The sequence below is a fragment of the Idiomarina fontislapidosi genome (assembly GCF_003226255.1).
In the GTDB taxonomy this organism is placed as follows: domain Bacteria; phylum Pseudomonadota; class Gammaproteobacteria; order Enterobacterales; family Alteromonadaceae; genus Idiomarina; species Idiomarina fontislapidosi.
The window spans coordinates 87,771-104,843 of sequence record NZ_QJST01000006.1; the positions used below are offsets into that span (position 1 = coordinate 87,771).

The 17,073-nt window shown below is 46.9% G+C and carries 14 protein-coding genes; 8 read left to right on the forward strand and 6 right to left on the reverse strand.

Translation table 11 applies throughout. From position 1 onward, the window contains the following. Window positions 1-32: 32 nt before the first annotated feature. A complete protein-coding gene (gdhA, locus tag DFP83_RS07890; RefSeq protein WP_110574578.1) occupies window positions 33-1,385 on the forward strand; it encodes an NADP-specific glutamate dehydrogenase in 1,353 nt (450 codons plus the stop codon). A 51-nt stretch (window positions 1,386-1,436) separates the two neighbouring features. Here the strand turns inward: gdhA and DFP83_RS13535 are convergent, their stop codons facing one another. Then, window positions 1,437-1,607 carry a hypothetical protein gene (locus tag DFP83_RS13535; RefSeq protein WP_157981525.1) on the reverse strand — a complete coding sequence of 57 codons (171 nt, stop codon included), beginning with the start codon at window positions 1,605-1,607 and terminating at the stop codon, window positions 1,437-1,439. 261 nt (window positions 1,608-1,868) lie between these two features. Between DFP83_RS13535 and DFP83_RS07900 the strand changes: the two genes are divergently transcribed. Continuing rightward, the gene (locus tag DFP83_RS07900) at window positions 1,869-2,198 is read left to right on the forward strand and encodes a hypothetical protein (RefSeq protein WP_110574582.1); all 330 of its coding nucleotides are present in this window, start codon (window positions 1,869-1,871) and stop codon (window positions 2,196-2,198) included. Between the two features lie 94 nt (window positions 2,199-2,292). Here DFP83_RS07900 and DFP83_RS07905 read toward each other — a convergent pair whose 3' ends face one another. From DFP83_RS07905 to DFP83_RS07915, 3 genes are all read right to left on the reverse strand, one after another. Then, window positions 2,293-5,184: an insulinase family protein gene (locus DFP83_RS07905; protein WP_110574584.1), complete on the reverse strand. Its 2,892-nt coding sequence runs from the start codon at window positions 5,182-5,184 to the stop codon at window positions 2,293-2,295. A gap of 148 nt (window positions 5,185-5,332) precedes the next feature. After that, window positions 5,333-6,685, reverse strand: a complete 1,353-nt coding sequence (gorA, locus tag DFP83_RS07910) for a glutathione-disulfide reductase (protein WP_110574586.1) — start codon at window positions 6,683-6,685, stop codon at window positions 5,333-5,335. Window positions 6,686-6,801: 116 nt separating this feature from the next. Then, window positions 6,802-9,126, reverse strand: coding sequence for a S9 family peptidase (locus DFP83_RS07915; RefSeq protein ID WP_110574588.1), 2,325 nt, complete (start codon window positions 9,124-9,126; stop codon window positions 6,802-6,804). Window positions 9,127-9,264: 138 nt separating this feature from the next. On the opposite strand from DFP83_RS07915, the gene prlC reads away from it, so the two are divergent. Further along, complete coding sequence (gene prlC / locus DFP83_RS07920) at window positions 9,265-11,313, forward strand: oligopeptidase A (RefSeq protein WP_110574590.1); 2,049 nt, start codon at window positions 9,265-9,267, stop codon at window positions 11,311-11,313. Between the two features lie 8 nt (window positions 11,314-11,321). Here the strand turns inward: prlC and DFP83_RS07925 are convergent, their stop codons facing one another. Together DFP83_RS07925 and DFP83_RS07930 are read right to left on the reverse strand one after the other, a co-directional pair. Beyond that, on the reverse strand, window positions 11,322-11,519 hold the full coding sequence (locus tag DFP83_RS07925; RefSeq protein ID WP_110574592.1) for a DUF2970 domain-containing protein: 198 nt from the start codon (window positions 11,517-11,519) through the stop codon (window positions 11,322-11,324). A 28-nt stretch (window positions 11,520-11,547) separates the two neighbouring features. Continuing rightward, window positions 11,548-11,880, reverse strand: coding sequence for a hypothetical protein (locus DFP83_RS07930; RefSeq protein ID WP_110574594.1), 333 nt, complete (start codon window positions 11,878-11,880; stop codon window positions 11,548-11,550). A gap of 133 nt (window positions 11,881-12,013) precedes the next feature. On the opposite strand from DFP83_RS07930, the gene rpe reads away from it, so the two are divergent. From rpe to DFP83_RS07955, 5 genes are all read left to right on the forward strand, one after another. Then, on the forward strand, window positions 12,014-12,688 hold the full coding sequence (gene rpe, locus DFP83_RS07935; RefSeq protein ID WP_110574596.1) for a ribulose-phosphate 3-epimerase: 675 nt from the start codon (window positions 12,014-12,016) through the stop codon (window positions 12,686-12,688). A 17-nt stretch (window positions 12,689-12,705) separates the two neighbouring features. Continuing rightward, window positions 12,706-13,716: a tryptophan--tRNA ligase gene (gene trpS / locus DFP83_RS07940; RefSeq protein ID WP_110574598.1), complete on the forward strand. Its 1,011-nt coding sequence runs from the start codon at window positions 12,706-12,708 to the stop codon at window positions 13,714-13,716. Window positions 13,717-13,727: 11 nt separating this feature from the next. Further along, complete coding sequence (locus DFP83_RS07945; protein WP_110574600.1) at window positions 13,728-14,312, forward strand: anthranilate synthase component II; 585 nt, start codon at window positions 13,728-13,730, stop codon at window positions 14,310-14,312. A 70-nt stretch (window positions 14,313-14,382) separates the two neighbouring features. Next, the gene (locus DFP83_RS07950; RefSeq protein ID WP_110574602.1) at window positions 14,383-15,561 is read left to right on the forward strand and encodes an HDOD domain-containing protein; all 1,179 of its coding nucleotides are present in this window, start codon (window positions 14,383-14,385) and stop codon (window positions 15,559-15,561) included. Between the two features lie 303 nt (window positions 15,562-15,864). Then, a complete protein-coding gene (locus tag DFP83_RS07955) occupies window positions 15,865-17,067 on the forward strand; it encodes an aspartate aminotransferase family protein (protein WP_110574686.1) in 1,203 nt (400 codons plus the stop codon). Window positions 17,068-17,073: the final 6 nt, after the last annotated feature.

The following is a 17,073-nucleotide window of genomic DNA, read 5'->3' on the forward strand; positions in this document are numbered from 1 at the left end:
ATTATGTATCTTAGAGAAACGAGAAGGAACGCATGAGCTACGTAAAAGAAACAATCGATATGTTGAAGCGCACCTCACCTGCGCAAAATGAGTTTTATCAAGCGGTAGAAGAGGTGCTGGAGTCTATTGAACCCTTATTGGAAGAGCATCCAAAGTATCGCCAACAGGCGATCATTGAGCGGCTTGTAGAACCCGAGCGACAAATCATGTTTCGCGTGCCATGGCAAGATGACAGTGGACAAGTTCACGTAAATAAGGGCTACCGGATCGAATTCAATTCGGCATTAGGGCCTTATAAGGGGGGACTGCGATTTCACCCATCGGTCAACGCTGGCATTATTAAGTTTCTCGGATTTGAACAGATTTTTAAAAATGCGCTTACCGGTTTGCCCATAGGCGGTGGCAAAGGCGGCTCTAACTTTGACCCTAAAGGCAAGTCGGACGCTGAAATCATGCGTTTTTGTCAGTCCTTTATGACCGAACTACAACGCCATATTGGTCCGCATACTGACGTTCCAGCCGGTGATATCGGTGTCGGAACGCGCGAGATTGGCTATATGTTTGGGCAATATAAACGACTTAAGAACCGTTACGAAGGTGTTCTTACCGGTAAAAGTTTACGCTGGGGCGGGTCTCATGCGCGTAAACAAGCCACTGGATATGGCGCGGTGTATTTTGCTCAATGCTTATTGAGTGATTTAGGCGAAAAGCTCAGTGATAAGCGTTGTCTTGTATCCGGCTCGGGTAACGTCGCGATTTACGCTATGGAGAAGCTATATGAGTTAGGTGCTAAACCTATCACCTGTAGTGATTCAAGTGGCATGATCTACCATGAGTCTGGTATTGATTTAGATTTGGTCAAACAAATCAAAGAAGAAAACCATGATCGCTTAAAGACTTATCTCGACACTCACGATGATGCCGAATACATTGCGCGTGAGGACTACCCTGAGAATGGTCACAGTGTGTGGCGCTATCAAGCGGATATCGCTTTTCCTTGCGCAACACAAAATGAGCTGACCGAACAAGATGCACACGCCTTAGCAGAAAACGGCTGCTTGGCAGTTGTTGAAGGTGCGAATATGCCATCGACTCCCGCCGCGGCTGATTTCTTTATTGAGCAAAAAATCGGGTATGGGCCAGGCAAAGCGGCAAATGCCGGCGGTGTGGCAACGAGCCAATTAGAAATGGCACAAAATGCGAGTATGCAGCAATGGTCGTTCGATGAAGTCGATCGCAAGTTGCAGGATATTATGAAGACCATTTACTCAGATTGTAAACGCACTGCTGAGCAGTTTGGTGAACCAGATAACCTTGTTTTAGGTGCTAACATAGCCGGCTTTAAGAAAGTCGCGGATGCGATGATTGAACAAGGCGTTGTTTAATACGTGAGCAGTTGATAAGAATAAAAAGGGAGTGCATCGCACTCCCTTTTTTTATTCCTGTTGATCGTCAACGCTGTCGGATTCCTTCTGTTCAATGAAGGGATCGATTGGGCGATGACGCTCCCAAAAACCCGTCTCATTATCTAAATCAGCTCCGGTACAAGCAGGCTGCGGTCCAATATCAGGATGTGAATCCCATTGTGAGTGATTGCTGTTAGCCATGTTTTCGTCCTCGTGATTAGGGCACTCTACTATTAGACGAAAAAATAACCAATTCGGATGCTGTGTTCGAAAAATTTCATCATTGCTGTAATAAAGCGCAGGGTTTGATCCAATCATTTACAAATCGACATCACTTTGACACCCAAATACACACATGACTGACTATAGTTAGTGCATAACAAAAATAATTTTACGGTGATGCAACCTTTGCTTTAGTGAGCACGACTCATTAGGTAAGCCTCAAGATTAGGAGTCAAGATTATGAAACGGTTAATGTGGATGGTCGCTGGCTTAGTCGTATCAGCGAATGTCATGGCAAATACAGAAATGAATACTGAACAAGCGGCAGTGCAGTCGAACGTGATGCAGCGTTATACCGTAACGCCGAGCCAAACAGGTTATCACGACACGATCCGAGGCAGTGTGCGATTAACACAACAACGCATGATGCATGACTTGGTATTAACCAACCAGGCGATGTTGGCACGTGATGCTCAAGGAGTCGTGTCACAAGTACGGGAGCAGTTTCGTGTCAGTGGGCTGGCAGCAACAGGCTTTCCAAGTGCGTTAAAGCTGCGAGCGAATAAGTAACGAAGATACCGAGTTCCCAACCTCTGCCTATTGATTTAGGTGGTTGTAAAAAAGGCGCCTAACGGCGCCTTTTACTTTTTTAATCAACGTTTGATTACTGCTTAGGCATCTCTTGGTGAAACTTCGCCAAATCATCAATGACCAACTGATCCGGTAAGTCAGCAAAGTCGGCGTCTTGGAACTTTTCACCGCGCAGCTGTACCGAGATACGAGCGCTGTTATCATTAAGCATTGTGTCTTGGTAGAACTGCTTTGCATCGTCCAACGTCACTTGCTCGACAGCGTCAATAAGTTGTTGCTTAGTGTCGAAGTTGTAGCGGTCTAAATACCAATCGCTGATAACCGGCTGGAGCTCCTCTGTCAGATTTTTCGGCGGCTCATTCAAAGTGACTAATGTGCTCGCTTTTAACTGTTCGAAGGTTGCTGGCTCCAAGTTTTGCAGTGTCTCCCAATACTCCTGTTTAAAGGACTCAAAGCGTGCTTGCATGTCGGCAACGTTTTTAACCGGTGTTTGTATATAAAGTCCAAAGCCCGTGTAGCGATCCAGCTGCGGTGCAAACGTGCCCACGGCATAGGCAAGTTGTTCTTCGGTGCGCAGCGTATCAAATGCTTCGGTGCGGAAATGCCCCTGCAATACGGTTGCTGCCGCTTGCGTTGCAAAACTCGGTGTACCGTTGATATGCGCGTCTACAATACCTACATCAGCCACTGATAAGTCTTTCCGCAATACGAGCGATGTATTTGCTTGGGGTTTCCAAAAGCGCGCGGTGCGGAACTCAGTGATATTTCTGTTTGCCGGTAACACGCCTTTAATCTCATTAACGGCTAACTGCAAATCCGCCTTATCGTAGTTGCCGAAGGCAAACATTTTGATTGAGTTACTTGCTAATAACTCGTCCATGTAGCCAGCTAAATCAGCAGGCTTCACATTTTGTGCTGTTTCAATCAAGCGCTCATCGGCAAACTGACCTTCGCGAATGATCTGTCCATAAGCATCAAAGGATTGGTACAGTGGGAATTGTTGCCCTTTATTCTTGATACCGCGTACCAGCCTATCAACAGCTTGAGCAAACGCCTGTGGCTCGACGTCGAAGGTGAGTTCGTTCAAGGCACGTTGCATGAGTTCGGGTTGCTTGTCGGTAAAGCCTGAAATATTAAAAGTTAAACCACGGCTATCGTTGAGGGATAAATTCATGCCCGCGATGCTCGCCTCGGTGGATAAGGCACTAACGCGCAGGTTATAGAGATCTTGCCACAAGCTTAATAATACGGACTTTTTAATGTCAGTGACTGGATCTGGATTATTAATAATGGTCGTTAGTACGCCGCGAGGTTGGTCTGAGAAGACTTGGCTCGGATACTGCCATACCTCGATACCTGGCTCCTCGATGACGATTTTAGGCTGCTCAAAATCAGCATTGCTTTTCAGGTCAAAGTTTTCAGGTAACAATGTGTTGACCTTAGGCAGGTTAATTGCGACCTGAGGCTCATTTGACCAAGTGGCTACTTCAGCATCTGTGATGCCTGCCACTTTATATTTTCCATCATAGAAACTCAGTGCTTGATCATGGGGTTCATCTTTTGAGATGTACCATACACGCAGGTGCTCCGGTGTTAACTGGTCTAGCACCTCGTTCACCGCCGCTGCATCAAACGCTTTGTATTCATAAGGTGCACTGATCACATACTGTGCTGGGTAGTTCTGCATGGCTTCAGCGAGCGAAGACACATAGCTAAATTCGTCACCCTTTTCTAAGAAACGGAAGCTATTAGCTAAGCTCGTTTGAATTTCCTTAAAGTACTTTTGATCAACGCCTTGCTCTTTAATCATGTTGATATACTGCATGATGAGGGCGGTGATATCTTCACGGTGCTGCATGCCGGCATCGGTTAGGTTGATATCAAGCGTGAGTGCGCCGTAATTACCATATTGAGTTGGCGAGGCAGACGCATTTAGGCTCGAAATAAGTCCCATACTCTTCAGGCGCTCTGTTGGCGTCCCAGGCATTTCAGAGCCCAGCAAATACGTCACGAAACGATTCGGCTTTGCAGCAAATTGATCTTGGTTGTTGTTAATAATGAACTCAAGTCGCAGTTGCTTCACATCTTCGTTCGGTACGTAGTGAATACGCTTCTTGCCAGCTTCAGCAAAATCAATCTTATCCGTTGTCTCGGGCGGCTCAATATTATCGTTTTCAATACTTGCGAAGTGTTTCTTCGCTAAGGTTTCCATTTGGTCGAGTGGCTCATTACTGATCATCGCCACTTTCATAATATTTGCTGAATAGTACTGATTATAAAACTTAACCAGCTCATCGTGTAAGGCGCTGTCTTCTTTATCGCCCAGAGTCTCGTTATTACCGATCAAAAAGCGGTTTGCAGGGTGTTCACCGAGTAATTGACGAGCAAGTTTGAATTGGCCAAAGAAGTCCATTTCACGGCGCATCGACCACTCCGCATTGACAGCATTTTTCTCTTTATCAGCGTATTCTGCGTAAAGTTTGGGCGCTTTGAAAAAATCCGAGAAACGGTCAAGGGCTTCGTCGTAAGCGTTGTTGTTCACTTTGAACATGTAGTTGGTGATATCCAGCCACGTGTACGCATTTTGGCTCCCACCATTGTTACTCATAAACTCGCTGTAACCATTGGTATCTGGATATTTATCGGTGCCGAGAAAGAGCATGTGCTCGAGATAATGTGCCATACCCTGCTGTGTCATCGGGTCTTTCAACAAGCCGACACCAACGCTTAACGAGGCTGCTGACTTTTCGGTATTGGGGTCAGAGACTAATAATACTTCGAGCTGGTTGGGTAAGGTAACAACACGGTATTCGCGTTCGTCGTTGGGGCTTTTTATCACTTGTTCGGTCAACGCTTGCTGCGACTGAGCGGCTACCTGTGCATTATTTGATTGCGTTTCTGAACTGCTACAACCAGCGAGTATAAGGGCTGATGTTAATGCAGACAGCATAAATAAATTTTTCATGATTCTGGTATTCCTGTTTGAGGGGACATTTAATAATAAACAGAAATACGGGTTTTCTGGCAGTAAAGAAGTGCGAATATACAGGGCAATTTGTAACAGAATTTAACAACCGCTTACTGGTGTATAGCAAGCGGTTGCTACGTCAGTGCTAGCGCATGGTTACGAATTCTTCTGCGCTGGTTGGGTGCAATGCTACGGTTGAATCGAGATCAGCTTTGGTTGCGCCCATCTTCATCGCGGTGGCAAACCCTTGCAGGATCTCATCCATACCCTCGCCGATGCCGTGAATACCGACTACGCGCTCTTCTTTGCCAAAGCACACCAGCTTAAAGTAACTTAATGCGCGGTGTGGCGTGACGGCGTTGTACATCGCAGCAAAAGAAGAAGTATACACTTTGATATTGCTCTTACCGTATTTAACGATGGCATCTTCTTCGCTTAAGCCTACAGTACCGATGGTGGGGTGGCTGAATACGACGGTCGGGATATTTTCATAATCCATATGGGCGTTCGGCATATCGTTAAATAAGCGTTCGGCCAATTGACGACCGGCTTTAATCGCAACAGGCGTTAACGCAGCTGCGCCCGTGTTGTCGCCTACCGCGTAAATGCCTTGTACACTGGTATTTTGAAACTTGTCGACTTTAATAAAGCCCTGCGCGTCAAGTTCAACACCCGTTGCTTCTAGGTTGATCTTATCGGTTGCGGGGACACGACCAATCGCCCAGACCAGGCAGTCGACATCACGCATTGTTTCGCCGCTTTCGAAATGCAACGTCAGCGTGCCGTTTTGTTCTTTAACGACTTCTTTCACGACTGTTTCGGTATGCAGCGTCGGACCGTCTTGCTCCATACGTTCTAGCAGACCATCGGTGATGTAGCGGTCGAACGAACGCAGTGGACGATCGCGTCGAACAAGTAAGTGTGTATCAGTACCTAGCGCATGAAAAACGCCGGCAATTTCAACGGCAATGTAGCCTGCTCCTACGACAGCGGCTTTTTTAGGTTGCTCGGTGAGGGCAAAAAAGCCGTCTGAATCAATACCATGCTCCGCACCCGGCACATCAGGAATCATTGGGCGACCACCGGTGGCGATGGTTATATGGTCGGCGGTAATTTTCTCACCGTTCACCTCGACGGTGCGATGGTCAACAAACTTGGCAAACCCTTCGATAAACTCAACACCGTTACCCTGAAAGCCACGGTGGTAACCACCATGAATGCGTTCGATGTAAGCCTCACGATTCTTTACCATTGTCGCCCAATCAAAGCCCTTTTGATCGAGTTCAAAGCCATAGGCAGACGAGTACTTCACTGCCTCAGCAATATGAGCGCCATACCACATGACTTTTTTCGGTACACAACCGACGTTGACACAGGTTCCACCGACCGCGTTGGCTTCGATAACGGCTGATTTTGCGCCGCGAATGGCTGCACGGTTAGCAGAAGCGATACCGCCGCTTCCTGCACCGATAGCTAAATAGTCATAATGTCTGCTCATGAAAATAGACTCCTCAAATCAATGATGCGCATATGATGAGTAAAAACCCCGTATCATGCAATGAAGATACGGGGTTTTTAAGTGGTTAATACCGATTAACTTAATCGGAAGATCAGTTAGCGAGCGCCTGCGGGCAGGTTCTCCTTGAGAAACTCAGTCATCATGGTGCGCAGGTGTAAGGTCGTGCCTTCGCCTTCGTAAATACCATGAGAACGGTTTGGATAGGCAAAGAACTCGAACTGCTTGTTGTACTTAATCAGCTCGTTGACTAAGCGTTCACTGCCTTGGAAGTGAACGTTGTCGTCGCCTGTTCCGTGTACCAACAACAAATCGCCTTCGAGGTTTTCAGCATGCGTGATGGCTGAAGTTTCTTTGTAACGTTCTGCTGATTCTGGCAAAAGCCCTGAGTAACGCTCCTGATAAATGGTGTCGTAGAGCGTGAGATCAGGTACTGGCGCGAGTGCCATACCCATATCGTAGGCTTCAGGATAACGGAATAACGCGTTAAGCGTTTGCGAACCGCCGCCACTGTGGCCCCAAATACCAACACGGTCGGTATCAATGTAATCCCAACGTTTTGCCATTTCTTGTAGCGCGTCGTACTGATCACGCACGGTGACAACACCTAGGTTCTTGTAAATCGAGCGGCGCCAGTCGAAGCCTCGCGGTGATTTAGTTCCGCGATTATCGATTGAGGCAACGATATAACCTTGTTGGGTCAACATGGTGTTCCACAGCGACAACCAGCCGCCCCAACGGTTAGCAACCGTTTGACCCCAAGGTTCACCGTAAACATAGAACAAGATAGGGTACTTTTTGTTAGGGTCAAAGTCTGTTGGACGCATGATGTAACCGTCAAGTTCTAATCCGTCACGTGCTGTAACGCGGAAGAATTCAAGCGGCTTGTGATTCAACGCATCAACGGCTTGCTGGGCTTTTTCATTAGCTACCACCGTACGAATCACTTTGTGGTCAGGTAGGCTAACCATTTCAGTTACTGGAACGTGATTAACGTCACTGTAGGTGTGCTCAGCATACTTGGCATCTTGTGAGACGCTGTAACTGTGCGTGCCAGGCTGTGCCGGCGTTAAGCGCTCAAGTACATTGCTACCGTCGAGTTTAGCGCGGAACAAGTAACGCTCTAATGGTGTTTCAGGCGAGGCGATAAAGTAAACCCAGCCATCGCTTTCATTAATGCGTAATACCTCAACTACATCCCAGTTACCCCTTGTGATGGTTGTCATCTTACCGGTATCACGTTCTACGCGATAAATGTGACGATAACCTGAACGCTCACTTAACCAAGTAAATGATTGGCCGTTATCTAAAAACTTCACGTCATCAACGTATTCTGCCCACGAGTCGGTCGTTTCGCTCAACAGTTTTTGGCTACGACCATTGTTGATGTCGCTCAGATAAACGCGATTAACATCCTGTTTGCGAGTCAGTTGTTGAATTAGCAATTGGCTTGAGTTGCCTGCCCAGTCCATCCGCACGAGATAATGCATGCGCGGATCACCCGGCAACTGCATCCAGGTAGTATTACCGCCGTCTACTGGCATCACACCGATACGCATCGCTGCGTTGGTTTCACCGACTTTAGGGTACGGGAATTGCTTTAACGTTGGGTACAGCGAGTCGGTGTTATTGATCATGGTGAAGGTGGGTGTACCTTCGGTGTCCAGTTGCCAGTACGCAATGTGTTCACCGTCTGGGCTCCAGCGAAAACCATCGCGTAAGAAGAATTCTTCTTCGTTCACCCAGTCAAAAGTACCGTTAACGATGGTGTCGTTACCATCATTCGTTAATGCTTGAATCGTAAATGTCCCTAAGTCTTGCACATAAATGTTGTTCTGCATGACATAAGCGACTTTCGTGCCTTGTGGATTAAACTTAGCAAACTGTAACGTTGACTCAGGTGCATCACCACCTAATTGACGTAGTTCACCTGTTGTACGATTCAGCACCCAATAGTCGCCAAGCGTGTGGGTACGCCAGCTACGTTTTGTGTTAGTAAAAATTAATACTTTATTGCCGTCGTTAGACCACTGGTAATCTGCGATTTCAAGCGCGTGATCCCAACCTTCTGGGGTGAGTGCCTGCGCTGAAACCATGATGTCTCGTGCGTTGGTCTCTGGGTGGTAACGGACGATGTCCCGCCCTTTAACCTGTTCTGAAGACTCGAGGGTCGTGTAACCTGAGCCGTCCTCTAACCAACGGGTTGGTGCTGGACGATCAATACTAAATTTATCGCTGGCAAAGATGTCCTGCAGCGTGAGTTGACCTTCGGCTTGTTGTGACGATTCAGCCTGATTCTGTGCTGCCTTATCAGAGGTTAACGTCGAGCAACCTGAAAGCGTCAGTAATGTTGCGAAACTCGCAACAGTAAATCCGCGAGCTAAGGGCTTAAGAGCGCTCAGCCTTGAAGCATTGCGATTCATAAATGTCTTCCATCTTGTTTTTTTAGTCTTAAAAAGCATACCTCAAGCGTGTAAGAAAATCAGTGTTTATGGTTGAAGATTGGACAAACTGCCCAATATAAGAGTTAAATCAAAATGTTTTTATAGGGATGAGTCGTAATGTCAAACCCGCTACTTGAAGTGGCTGATAGCCACAATGCACTGCCAAAATTTTCAGCGATTCAGCCCGCTCATATTGAGCTGGCTGTTGAACAAGTAATTAGCGATGCGAAAAATGCCATTGAAGAGGTGTTAGCCGCTAATCAATTGACTTGGACCACATTGGTTGAACCGCTCCAGAAAGCGGATGAGCGCATCCAGAAAGTCTGGGCGCCGGTGTCACATTTAAATTCCGTTATGAGTGAACCCGAATTGCGCACTGCACATGATGCATGCTTGGGTAAGTTATCTGAATACGCGACCTATGTTGGCCAACATCAAGGCTTATTTGCAGCCTATCGCACGTTTGCAGACAGTGAGGAATTTACAGCGCTCTCAGTAGCGCAGCGTAAGTTAATCAACGACACCTTGCGCGACTTCAAATTATCAGGCGTTGACTTACCTGACAGTAAAAAGAAACGTTACGCAGAAATCACCAGTCGTCTCTCTGAGTTATCGTCTACCTTTAGCAACAACTTACTCGATGCGACCCATGCATGGCATTATCAGGTCACCGACGAAGCTCAGTTAAAAGGCTTGCCTGATAGCGCGATTGAGGCTGCCAAAGAGGCGGCCGACGAGGCTGAAAAAACCGGTTGGTTATTCACCTTAGATATCCCGAGTTACTTACCTGTGATGCTTTATGCGGATGATGCGGAGTTTCGCAAGGCAATGTATCAGGCTTTCGTAACACGTGCGTCGGACGTCGGTCCAAACGCAGGCGAGTATGATAATTCTGAAGTAATGAACGAAACCTTGGCGCTTCGCCATGAACTTGCGAACTTACTTGGGTTTGATGATTACGCGCAGATGTCGTTAGCAACAAAAATGGCCGAGTCACCTCAGCACGTGATGTCGTTCTTGAACGACCTCGCCGAACGCTCAATTGACCAAGCTAAACGTGACTATCAAGCGATCGAAGACTTTGCCAAAGCGAAGTCGGTTGAATCTCTCGATGCGTGGGACGTGCCTTATTACAGCGAACAGTTAAAGCAGTCACAGTACGCAATTTCAGATGAACAACTGAAGCCCTACTTCCCCGAGCATAAGGTTGTCGATGGTCTGTTTAGTGTCGTGCAGCGACTGTTCGGGATGCATATCAGCGAGCGAACCGATGTAGAAACGTATCACCCAACGGTACGTTTTTATGAAATTAAGGATGCCGACGATGAAACCCGTGGCTTTTTCTACATGGATTTGTATGCGCGAGCGGGTAAACGAGGCGGCGCTTGGATGGCTGACTTTGTAGGAAGAAATCGCACTGTCGAGGGTGAAACCCAATACCCTGTTGCCTTCCTAACCTGTAACTTTAGTAAGCCGGTGGGCAATAAGCCTGCGCTATTTACACATGATGAAGTGTTAACGTTGTTCCATGAATTTGGTCATGGGCTGCATCACATGCTTACCCAAGTCGATACAGCGGGTGTGTCCGGTATCGATGGTGTGGAATGGGATGCGGTCGAGTTGCCGAGTCAGTTTTTGGAAAACTGGTGCTGGGAGCCTGAAGCACTCGGTATTATCTCTGGTCACTACGAAACCGGTGAACCCCTGCCTCAGTCGTTGCTTGATAATATGTTAGCTGCTCGCAATTTCCAGTCAGCCATGCAAATGGTTAGGCAGCTCGAGTTTTCGCTGTTTGATATGCAACTTCATAGCGAGTTTGACAGCGAGAAAGGTGCGGATATTGCGGGCGTGCTGCATCAAGTGCGCGAGCGCGTGTCGGTTCGTATGCCGCCGGACTATAATCGCTTCCAGCATAGCTTTGGACATATTTTCGCTGGCGGCTATGCCGCAGGGTACTACAGCTACAAGTGGGCAGAGGTGCTTTCGGCTGATGCGTTTGCTAAGTTCGAGGAAAACGGCATCTTTGATGAAGCTACGGGACGTGAATTCTTACATGCAATTCTTGAACGTGGTGGAAGCCAGCCCGCTGCGGAGTTATTTAAAGAATTTAGAGGGCGTGAGCCAGAAATTAGCGCATTACTGCGTCACAGTGGTATTGCCGAATAAATGGGTCGTTAAGCGTGGGTGGCTAACACCCACTTCACTATCAGCATAACGCCGATGACTAACAAAGCCGCCAATACAATGCCGACTACAATGAAAGGAACAGGACTCCTTTTGTTAAAGTCGCGTTGGCGGTTTTTGTCGGTTTGAACACCAAAAAATGCGGCAACAACGCTCAATAGCGTTTGTAATATTGAACTTTGGCTCATTAATGAAGGGAATCGCATCGTCTAATGATTAGAGCGATGTTTGACCGTTGTAACTGGAGCTTTGCTGCGACGCGCGCTCTTCAGATGAACTGAACAGCAACTCGAGTAAATCGAAGAAGTGAAATTGTGTTGAACGACTCTCGCCTCTGAGCCAGTTGGCCCAAGTGACTTGCGTGCTTGGCGCTTGGCATTGCTCACTCGATTTCTCTAGCTCTGACGCATTGAGTATTACTTCGCAACGTTGAGTTGAGTTGGCTGCTTGATTACTGACAAAAGCAGGACCTTGGCTCAGCGCAATTGCGGCTGATGCCGTGAGTATCACGCCGGCAGCAGCGGCTGCATATTTAGCGGATGTTTTCATGGTCTATACCTTTATCATTAACAATTCTGATTAATTTATCAGCGAAATGCTAAAAATGCTAGTCGTGATTACGAATTTTTTTGTCTTCTTTTCGGTGCTATAATGCGCGCACTTTTATAAACGGAGATGACCCATGCAGCCGTTAATTGCACCATCTATCTTATCAGCTGATTTTGCCCGCCTCGGTGAAGAGGTGAATAATGTGTTAGCTGCTGGCGCAGATGTTATTCACTTTGATGTGATGGACAACCACTATGTGCCCAACCTGACCATCGGTCCGATGGTCTGTAAAGCGTTACGCGATTACGGTGTGACCGCTCCGATCGATGTGCATTTAATGGTTAAGCCAGTGGATCGTATTGTTCCCGATTTTGCGGCTGCGGGTGCTTCAATTATTTCATTTCATCCAGAAGCGTCTGAGCATGTAGACCGCACTCTACAAGCAATCAAAGAGCATGGTTGCCAAGCCGGGCTCGTATTTAATCCGGCGACTCCTTTGCATTATCTGGATTACGTCATGGATAAAGTCGATTTAATATTGTTGATGTCGGTGAATCCTGGCTTTGGTGGACAGAAATTTATTCCTGCTACGTTGGATAAGCTGCGCGAAGTGCGCAAGCGCATCGATGCCAGTGGCCGTGATATTCGACTTGAAGTTGATGGTGGCGTTAATTGCGATAACATTGGTGAGATTGCTAAGGCAGGCGCCGATATGTTCGTTGCGGGATCTGCGATTTTTAATGCCGATGACTATGCTGAGGTCATTCGCACCATGAAACAAAATATTAAAGCGAATCAAATTACCTAGTTAGGAAGCAAATTAAGATGTCGAAACCTATCGTATTAAGTGGCTGTCAGCCGTCAGGTCAACTGTCAATTGGTAACTATATTGGTGCATTGCGTCAGTGGGTTAATATGCAAGCGACGCACGACTGCAAATTTATGTTAGTTGACCTGCACGCTATCACTGTGCGTCAAGAGCCTGAAAAACTCCAAGAAGCCACGCTTGATGGTTTGGCGTTGTATTTGGCCTGCGGTCTTGATCCTGAACAAAGCACTGTGTTCATTCAGTCGCATGTTCCTGAGCACGCGCAGCTGGCGTGGATCTTAAATTGCTATACACAAATGGGTGAACTTAACCGCATGACGCAGTTTAAGGATAAGTCCCAACGCCATGCGAATAACATCAATGCCGGTTTATTTACCTACCCAGCGTTGATGGCAGCAGATATTTTACTTTACCAAGCGAATGAAGTGCCGGTGGGTGATGATCAGAAGCAACACCTTGAATTGGCGCGAAATGTCGCGGAGCGCTTCAACAACTTGTACGGTGATGTCTTTAAGATTCCCGAACCAATGATTCCCAAAGTGGGTGCGCGTGTGATGTCGTTGCAAGATCCGACAAAGAAAATGTCAAAATCAGACGACAACCCGAATAATTATGTTGGCTTATTGGAAGATCCGAAGAAAATTCTTAAGAAGATTAAGAAAGCGGTTACCGATTCTGACGAGCAAGCGCGTATCTATTTTGATCAGCAAGAAAAGCCTGGCGTTTCGAATCTACTCAGTATTATGTCGGCGGCAACGGGTCGTAGCATTGATGAGTTGGTGCCAGAATACGAAGACAAAATGTATGGTCACTTGAAGAAAGACGTTGCTGAAGCTGTTGTGACAATGCTTGAGCCGATTCAACAGCGCTATCATGAGATGCGTAACGACCGTGAATTTTTGAACCAGGTGATGAAAAAGGGCGCAGACAAAGCCCGCGAGGCAGCTCACCAAACGCTTGCCGATGTTTACAAAGCCGTTGGCTTTGTCCAGTACCCTGGTCAGTGAGGTGATGGCGCGTGATCGCGTTAATCGATAACTATGACTCGTTTACCCATAACTTAGCGCGCTATTTTGAAGAGCTGGGTGAATCGGTTTGGGTTGTCCGGAATGATGCTATTTCACTAACGGATTTGCTGGCACGCCAACCGCGTGCCTTGGTCATTTCACCAGGGCCGTGCAGCCCAAATGAGTCTGGGATCTCGTTAGCGGCGATAGACGCGTGTGCGCACAATATCCCAATTTTGGGCGTATGCCTTGGACACCAAGCAATTGCGCAAGTGTGGGGGGCGCAAGTAGTCAGAGCACCGCGTGTTATGCATGGTAAAGTATCGACGATAAACCATGACGGCGAAGGACTATATAGAGGCGTGGCGTCTCCTCTGGAAGTCACGCGTTATCACTCGTTAATTGTTGACCAACAGAGTCTCTCGACCGACTTCCTGGTAGATGCTTGGGTTGAGACCGATGAGTTTGGTGTTGAAGTGATGGGAATGAGACACAAGCAGTTGCCCATATTTGGTGTTCAATTTCATCCAGAGTCGGTGTTAACCCAGTCTGGGCATCACATCATTAATAACTTTTTAACTATCGTTAACCGGTAACATGGTATATTCATCAACGAGTGCGTGTCTTTTCAAATTCAGTATCTTTTAAACAAGGGTATACCGCTAAATGTTTGATTTTTTTGCTGTATCGACCGAAGGAGGGAGCAAAGACCCCGCATTTCGTCTCGAAAAGCGTTTTATCAATTACTTAATTAGTTTCCCATTCGCGCGCAAAAGTCGTGATAAAGCTAATGGTGTTGAAAACGAAACTCAGGAACAGAAGCGCAGACTGTTGCAAGTTGAGCAAATAAATTACGATGAACGAGAGCGTCTTGCAAAAGCACGTCAACGTTATCAGGACAGGGTCTCTGATGAGCTACACGAAAACATCTATCGCCGCATCTTAAACCAGCTTGATGATCGAGATTTTATCCGTGAAAAGCTAATTCCTCTCCCAGACAAGTTGCCTGATTTACTTGATATCTTGAGTACTAAGGCGGCCTCAATGCGTCGAATTGAGGATATTGCTCAAGGTATGGACTGGTTTCACAATGGTGTGCTCAAAACCGTGAATCAACCTCCATTTATTGACCAGCGGCGACAAAGCAAAAAAGTAAAATTAGAGAATCTACGTACCGCAATGAGCTTTATGGGGAGCGAAAACCTTCGCTTACTCACGCCTGCTTATATCATGCAATATTGGCTTCCACCATCAACACAGCCATTCACCTTGTTTCGTCGCAAGGTATGGGAACACTCGTTGGGTACAGCGATTATCGCCCAAGCGATTGCCGAAACACGAAAGTTGAAGGATCCCGTGCTTGCCTACACGCTGGGGATGTTTCACGAGCTTGGAAAAATCGCGCTTACTAAGCTTTATTTACGGGTGTTTGATGATGTGCAGCGTGAAATGGCAATGGAGTCGATTAGCGACAGCAGCCCGGATCGCCACAGCGCGCTGGTTAACATTACGCCTGATGAACGCTTTTTACGAAATCTTATGTTAGAGCAGGATAAACGCGTGAGCTACATCGTGTCTGAGGGCTGGGGGTTGCAGCGCGTGCCGATTAGTCAGCATTTGCAGAACTTTCATCAAGCTAAAAATGTCAGGGATTTTGACTCGGACTACGCCAAAGTGCTGGCACAAGCCAATGCCTTTTGTGAGTTTCGTATGTTGCGCGAGGTTGAGTTGGCGTCTGTAGAAGAGGGTTCACACTTGCTGAAGCGCTACGATGTTGACGCAACATTGATTGCTGAGTTGAATACACTAAATCTCAAGCGCCCACGTTTTAATGTACCCGACTAGTGAAAAGAGCGGTGTTATTCTCACTTGCAGGCTATAATAAAAGTTATTTTTGAATGTAGCGCTGATTAGAGTGAAAAAAATAATGCTTAATCATTCTAGTTTAATGGCTCTGCGTGGATAGTTATTCGTATTCTTTGCAAAACTACTGCATAACTCGGCTTTCGCCCGATTTACTCCCCAATTACACAGACAAATTGCTCAAATTTTGGCATAATATGGTCTTTAAAATCCTTCGTGATTGTTAAGTTAACTAATTCGCGTTGAGCGATAAGGAAGTGAGCAATGACAGATAATTCAGCAACAATGCCCGTAACACGTGAGATGTTCAATGACGTGATGGTGCCCAACTATAACCCCGCTCAAATGGTACCTGTTAAAGGTGAGGGTTCGCGCGTTTGGGACCAGGCGGGAAAAGAGTACATTGATTTTGCTGGTGGTATCGCCGTTAACTGTCTAGGTCATTGCCACCCGGCAATGGTAAATGCGTTACAAGAGCAAAGCCAAAAATTATGGCATTTGAGTAACGTCTTTACTAACGAGCCGGCGATTCGCTTAGCTAAAAAGTTAACCGATGCAACCTTTGCCGACCGTGTGTATTACGCCAACTCAGGTGCTGAAGCAAACGAAGCGGCACTCAAACTTGCACGTCGTTGGGCAATTGATGTCTACGGCGAAAAGAAACAAAAAATCATCGCCTTTACTAAAGGCTTTCACGGACGTACGTTCTTTACCGTGACAGTCGGTGGCCAGCCTGCTTATTCTGAAGGCTTTGGTCCAAAACCAGGCGCAATTGAGCATGTACCTTATAACGATGCGGACGCCCTAGCGAAGCTCATCGACGACGAAACTTGTGCCGTCATGATGGAGCCGTTACAAGGTGAAGGCGGTGTGGTACCTCCTGCACAAGACTTCGTGAAGCAAGTACGTGAATTGTGTGATAAACACAACGCACTGTTAATTTTTGATGAAGTTCAAACAGGTTTCGGTCGCACCGGTACTTTGTATGCATACGAGCAATTGGGTGTGACTCCCGATATTTTGACCACAGCAAAATCACTGGGTGGCGGCTTCCCTATCGGTGCTATGTTAACCACGGATGCGATTGCAGAGCACCTCAAGCCAGGAACGCATGGCAGTACCTACGGTGGTAACCCGTTAGCCTGTGCGGTTTCAGAAGCGGTATTTGATGTGATTAATACTGAGACTGTGCTTGAAGGTGTTAAGCAACGTGAAGCACTGATCAAAGAGCATTTGGCTGCAATCAATGAGAAGTACAACGTATTTAAAGAGGTGCGTGGTAAAGGTTGTTTGCTAGGTGCTGAATTGACCGAGCAATTTGAAGGTCGTGCGCGTGACTTCTTACTTGCAGGGCAAGAGCACGGCGTCATGGTATTGGTTGCTGGCGCAAGCGTTATTCGATTCACACCTTCGCTGATCATCCCAGAAGAGGATATCAAAGAAGGCCTTAAACGTTTTGAGCAAGCAGTCGCTCAAGTCGTTGGTTAATTGAGG

What these genes read in the sequence shown, in the direction of transcription:
- gdhA (WP_110574578.1), top strand. Translation starts at nt 33, where the DNA reads ATGAGCTACGTAAAAGAAACAATCGATATGTTGAAGCGCACCTCACCT.
- DFP83_RS13535 (WP_157981525.1), bottom strand. Translation starts at nt 1,607, where the DNA reads ATGGCTAACAGCAATCACTCACAATGGGATTCACATCCTGATATTGGA.
- DFP83_RS07900 (WP_110574582.1), top strand. Translation starts at nt 1,869, where the DNA reads ATGAAACGGTTAATGTGGATGGTCGCTGGCTTAGTCGTATCAGCGAAT.
- DFP83_RS07905 (WP_110574584.1), bottom strand. Translation starts at nt 5,184, where the DNA reads ATGAAAAATTTATTTATGCTGTCTGCATTAACATCAGCCCTTATACTC.
- gorA (WP_110574586.1), bottom strand. Translation starts at nt 6,685, where the DNA reads ATGAGCAGACATTATGACTATTTAGCTATCGGTGCAGGAAGCGGCGGT.
- DFP83_RS07915 (WP_110574588.1), bottom strand. Translation starts at nt 9,126, where the DNA reads ATGAATCGCAATGCTTCAAGGCTGAGCGCTCTTAAGCCCTTAGCTCGC.
- prlC (WP_110574590.1), top strand. Translation starts at nt 9,265, where the DNA reads ATGTCAAACCCGCTACTTGAAGTGGCTGATAGCCACAATGCACTGCCA.
- DFP83_RS07925 (WP_110574592.1), bottom strand. Translation starts at nt 11,519, where the DNA reads ATGAGCCAAAGTTCAATATTACAAACGCTATTGAGCGTTGTTGCCGCA.
- DFP83_RS07930 (WP_110574594.1), bottom strand. Translation starts at nt 11,880, where the DNA reads ATGAAAACATCCGCTAAATATGCAGCCGCTGCTGCCGGCGTGATACTC.
- rpe (WP_110574596.1), top strand. Translation starts at nt 12,014, where the DNA reads ATGCAGCCGTTAATTGCACCATCTATCTTATCAGCTGATTTTGCCCGC.
- trpS (WP_110574598.1), top strand. Translation starts at nt 12,706, where the DNA reads ATGTCGAAACCTATCGTATTAAGTGGCTGTCAGCCGTCAGGTCAACTG.
- DFP83_RS07950 (WP_110574602.1), top strand. Translation starts at nt 14,383, where the DNA reads ATGTTTGATTTTTTTGCTGTATCGACCGAAGGAGGGAGCAAAGACCCC.
- DFP83_RS07955 (WP_110574686.1), top strand. Translation starts at nt 15,865, where the DNA reads ATGCCCGTAACACGTGAGATGTTCAATGACGTGATGGTGCCCAACTAT.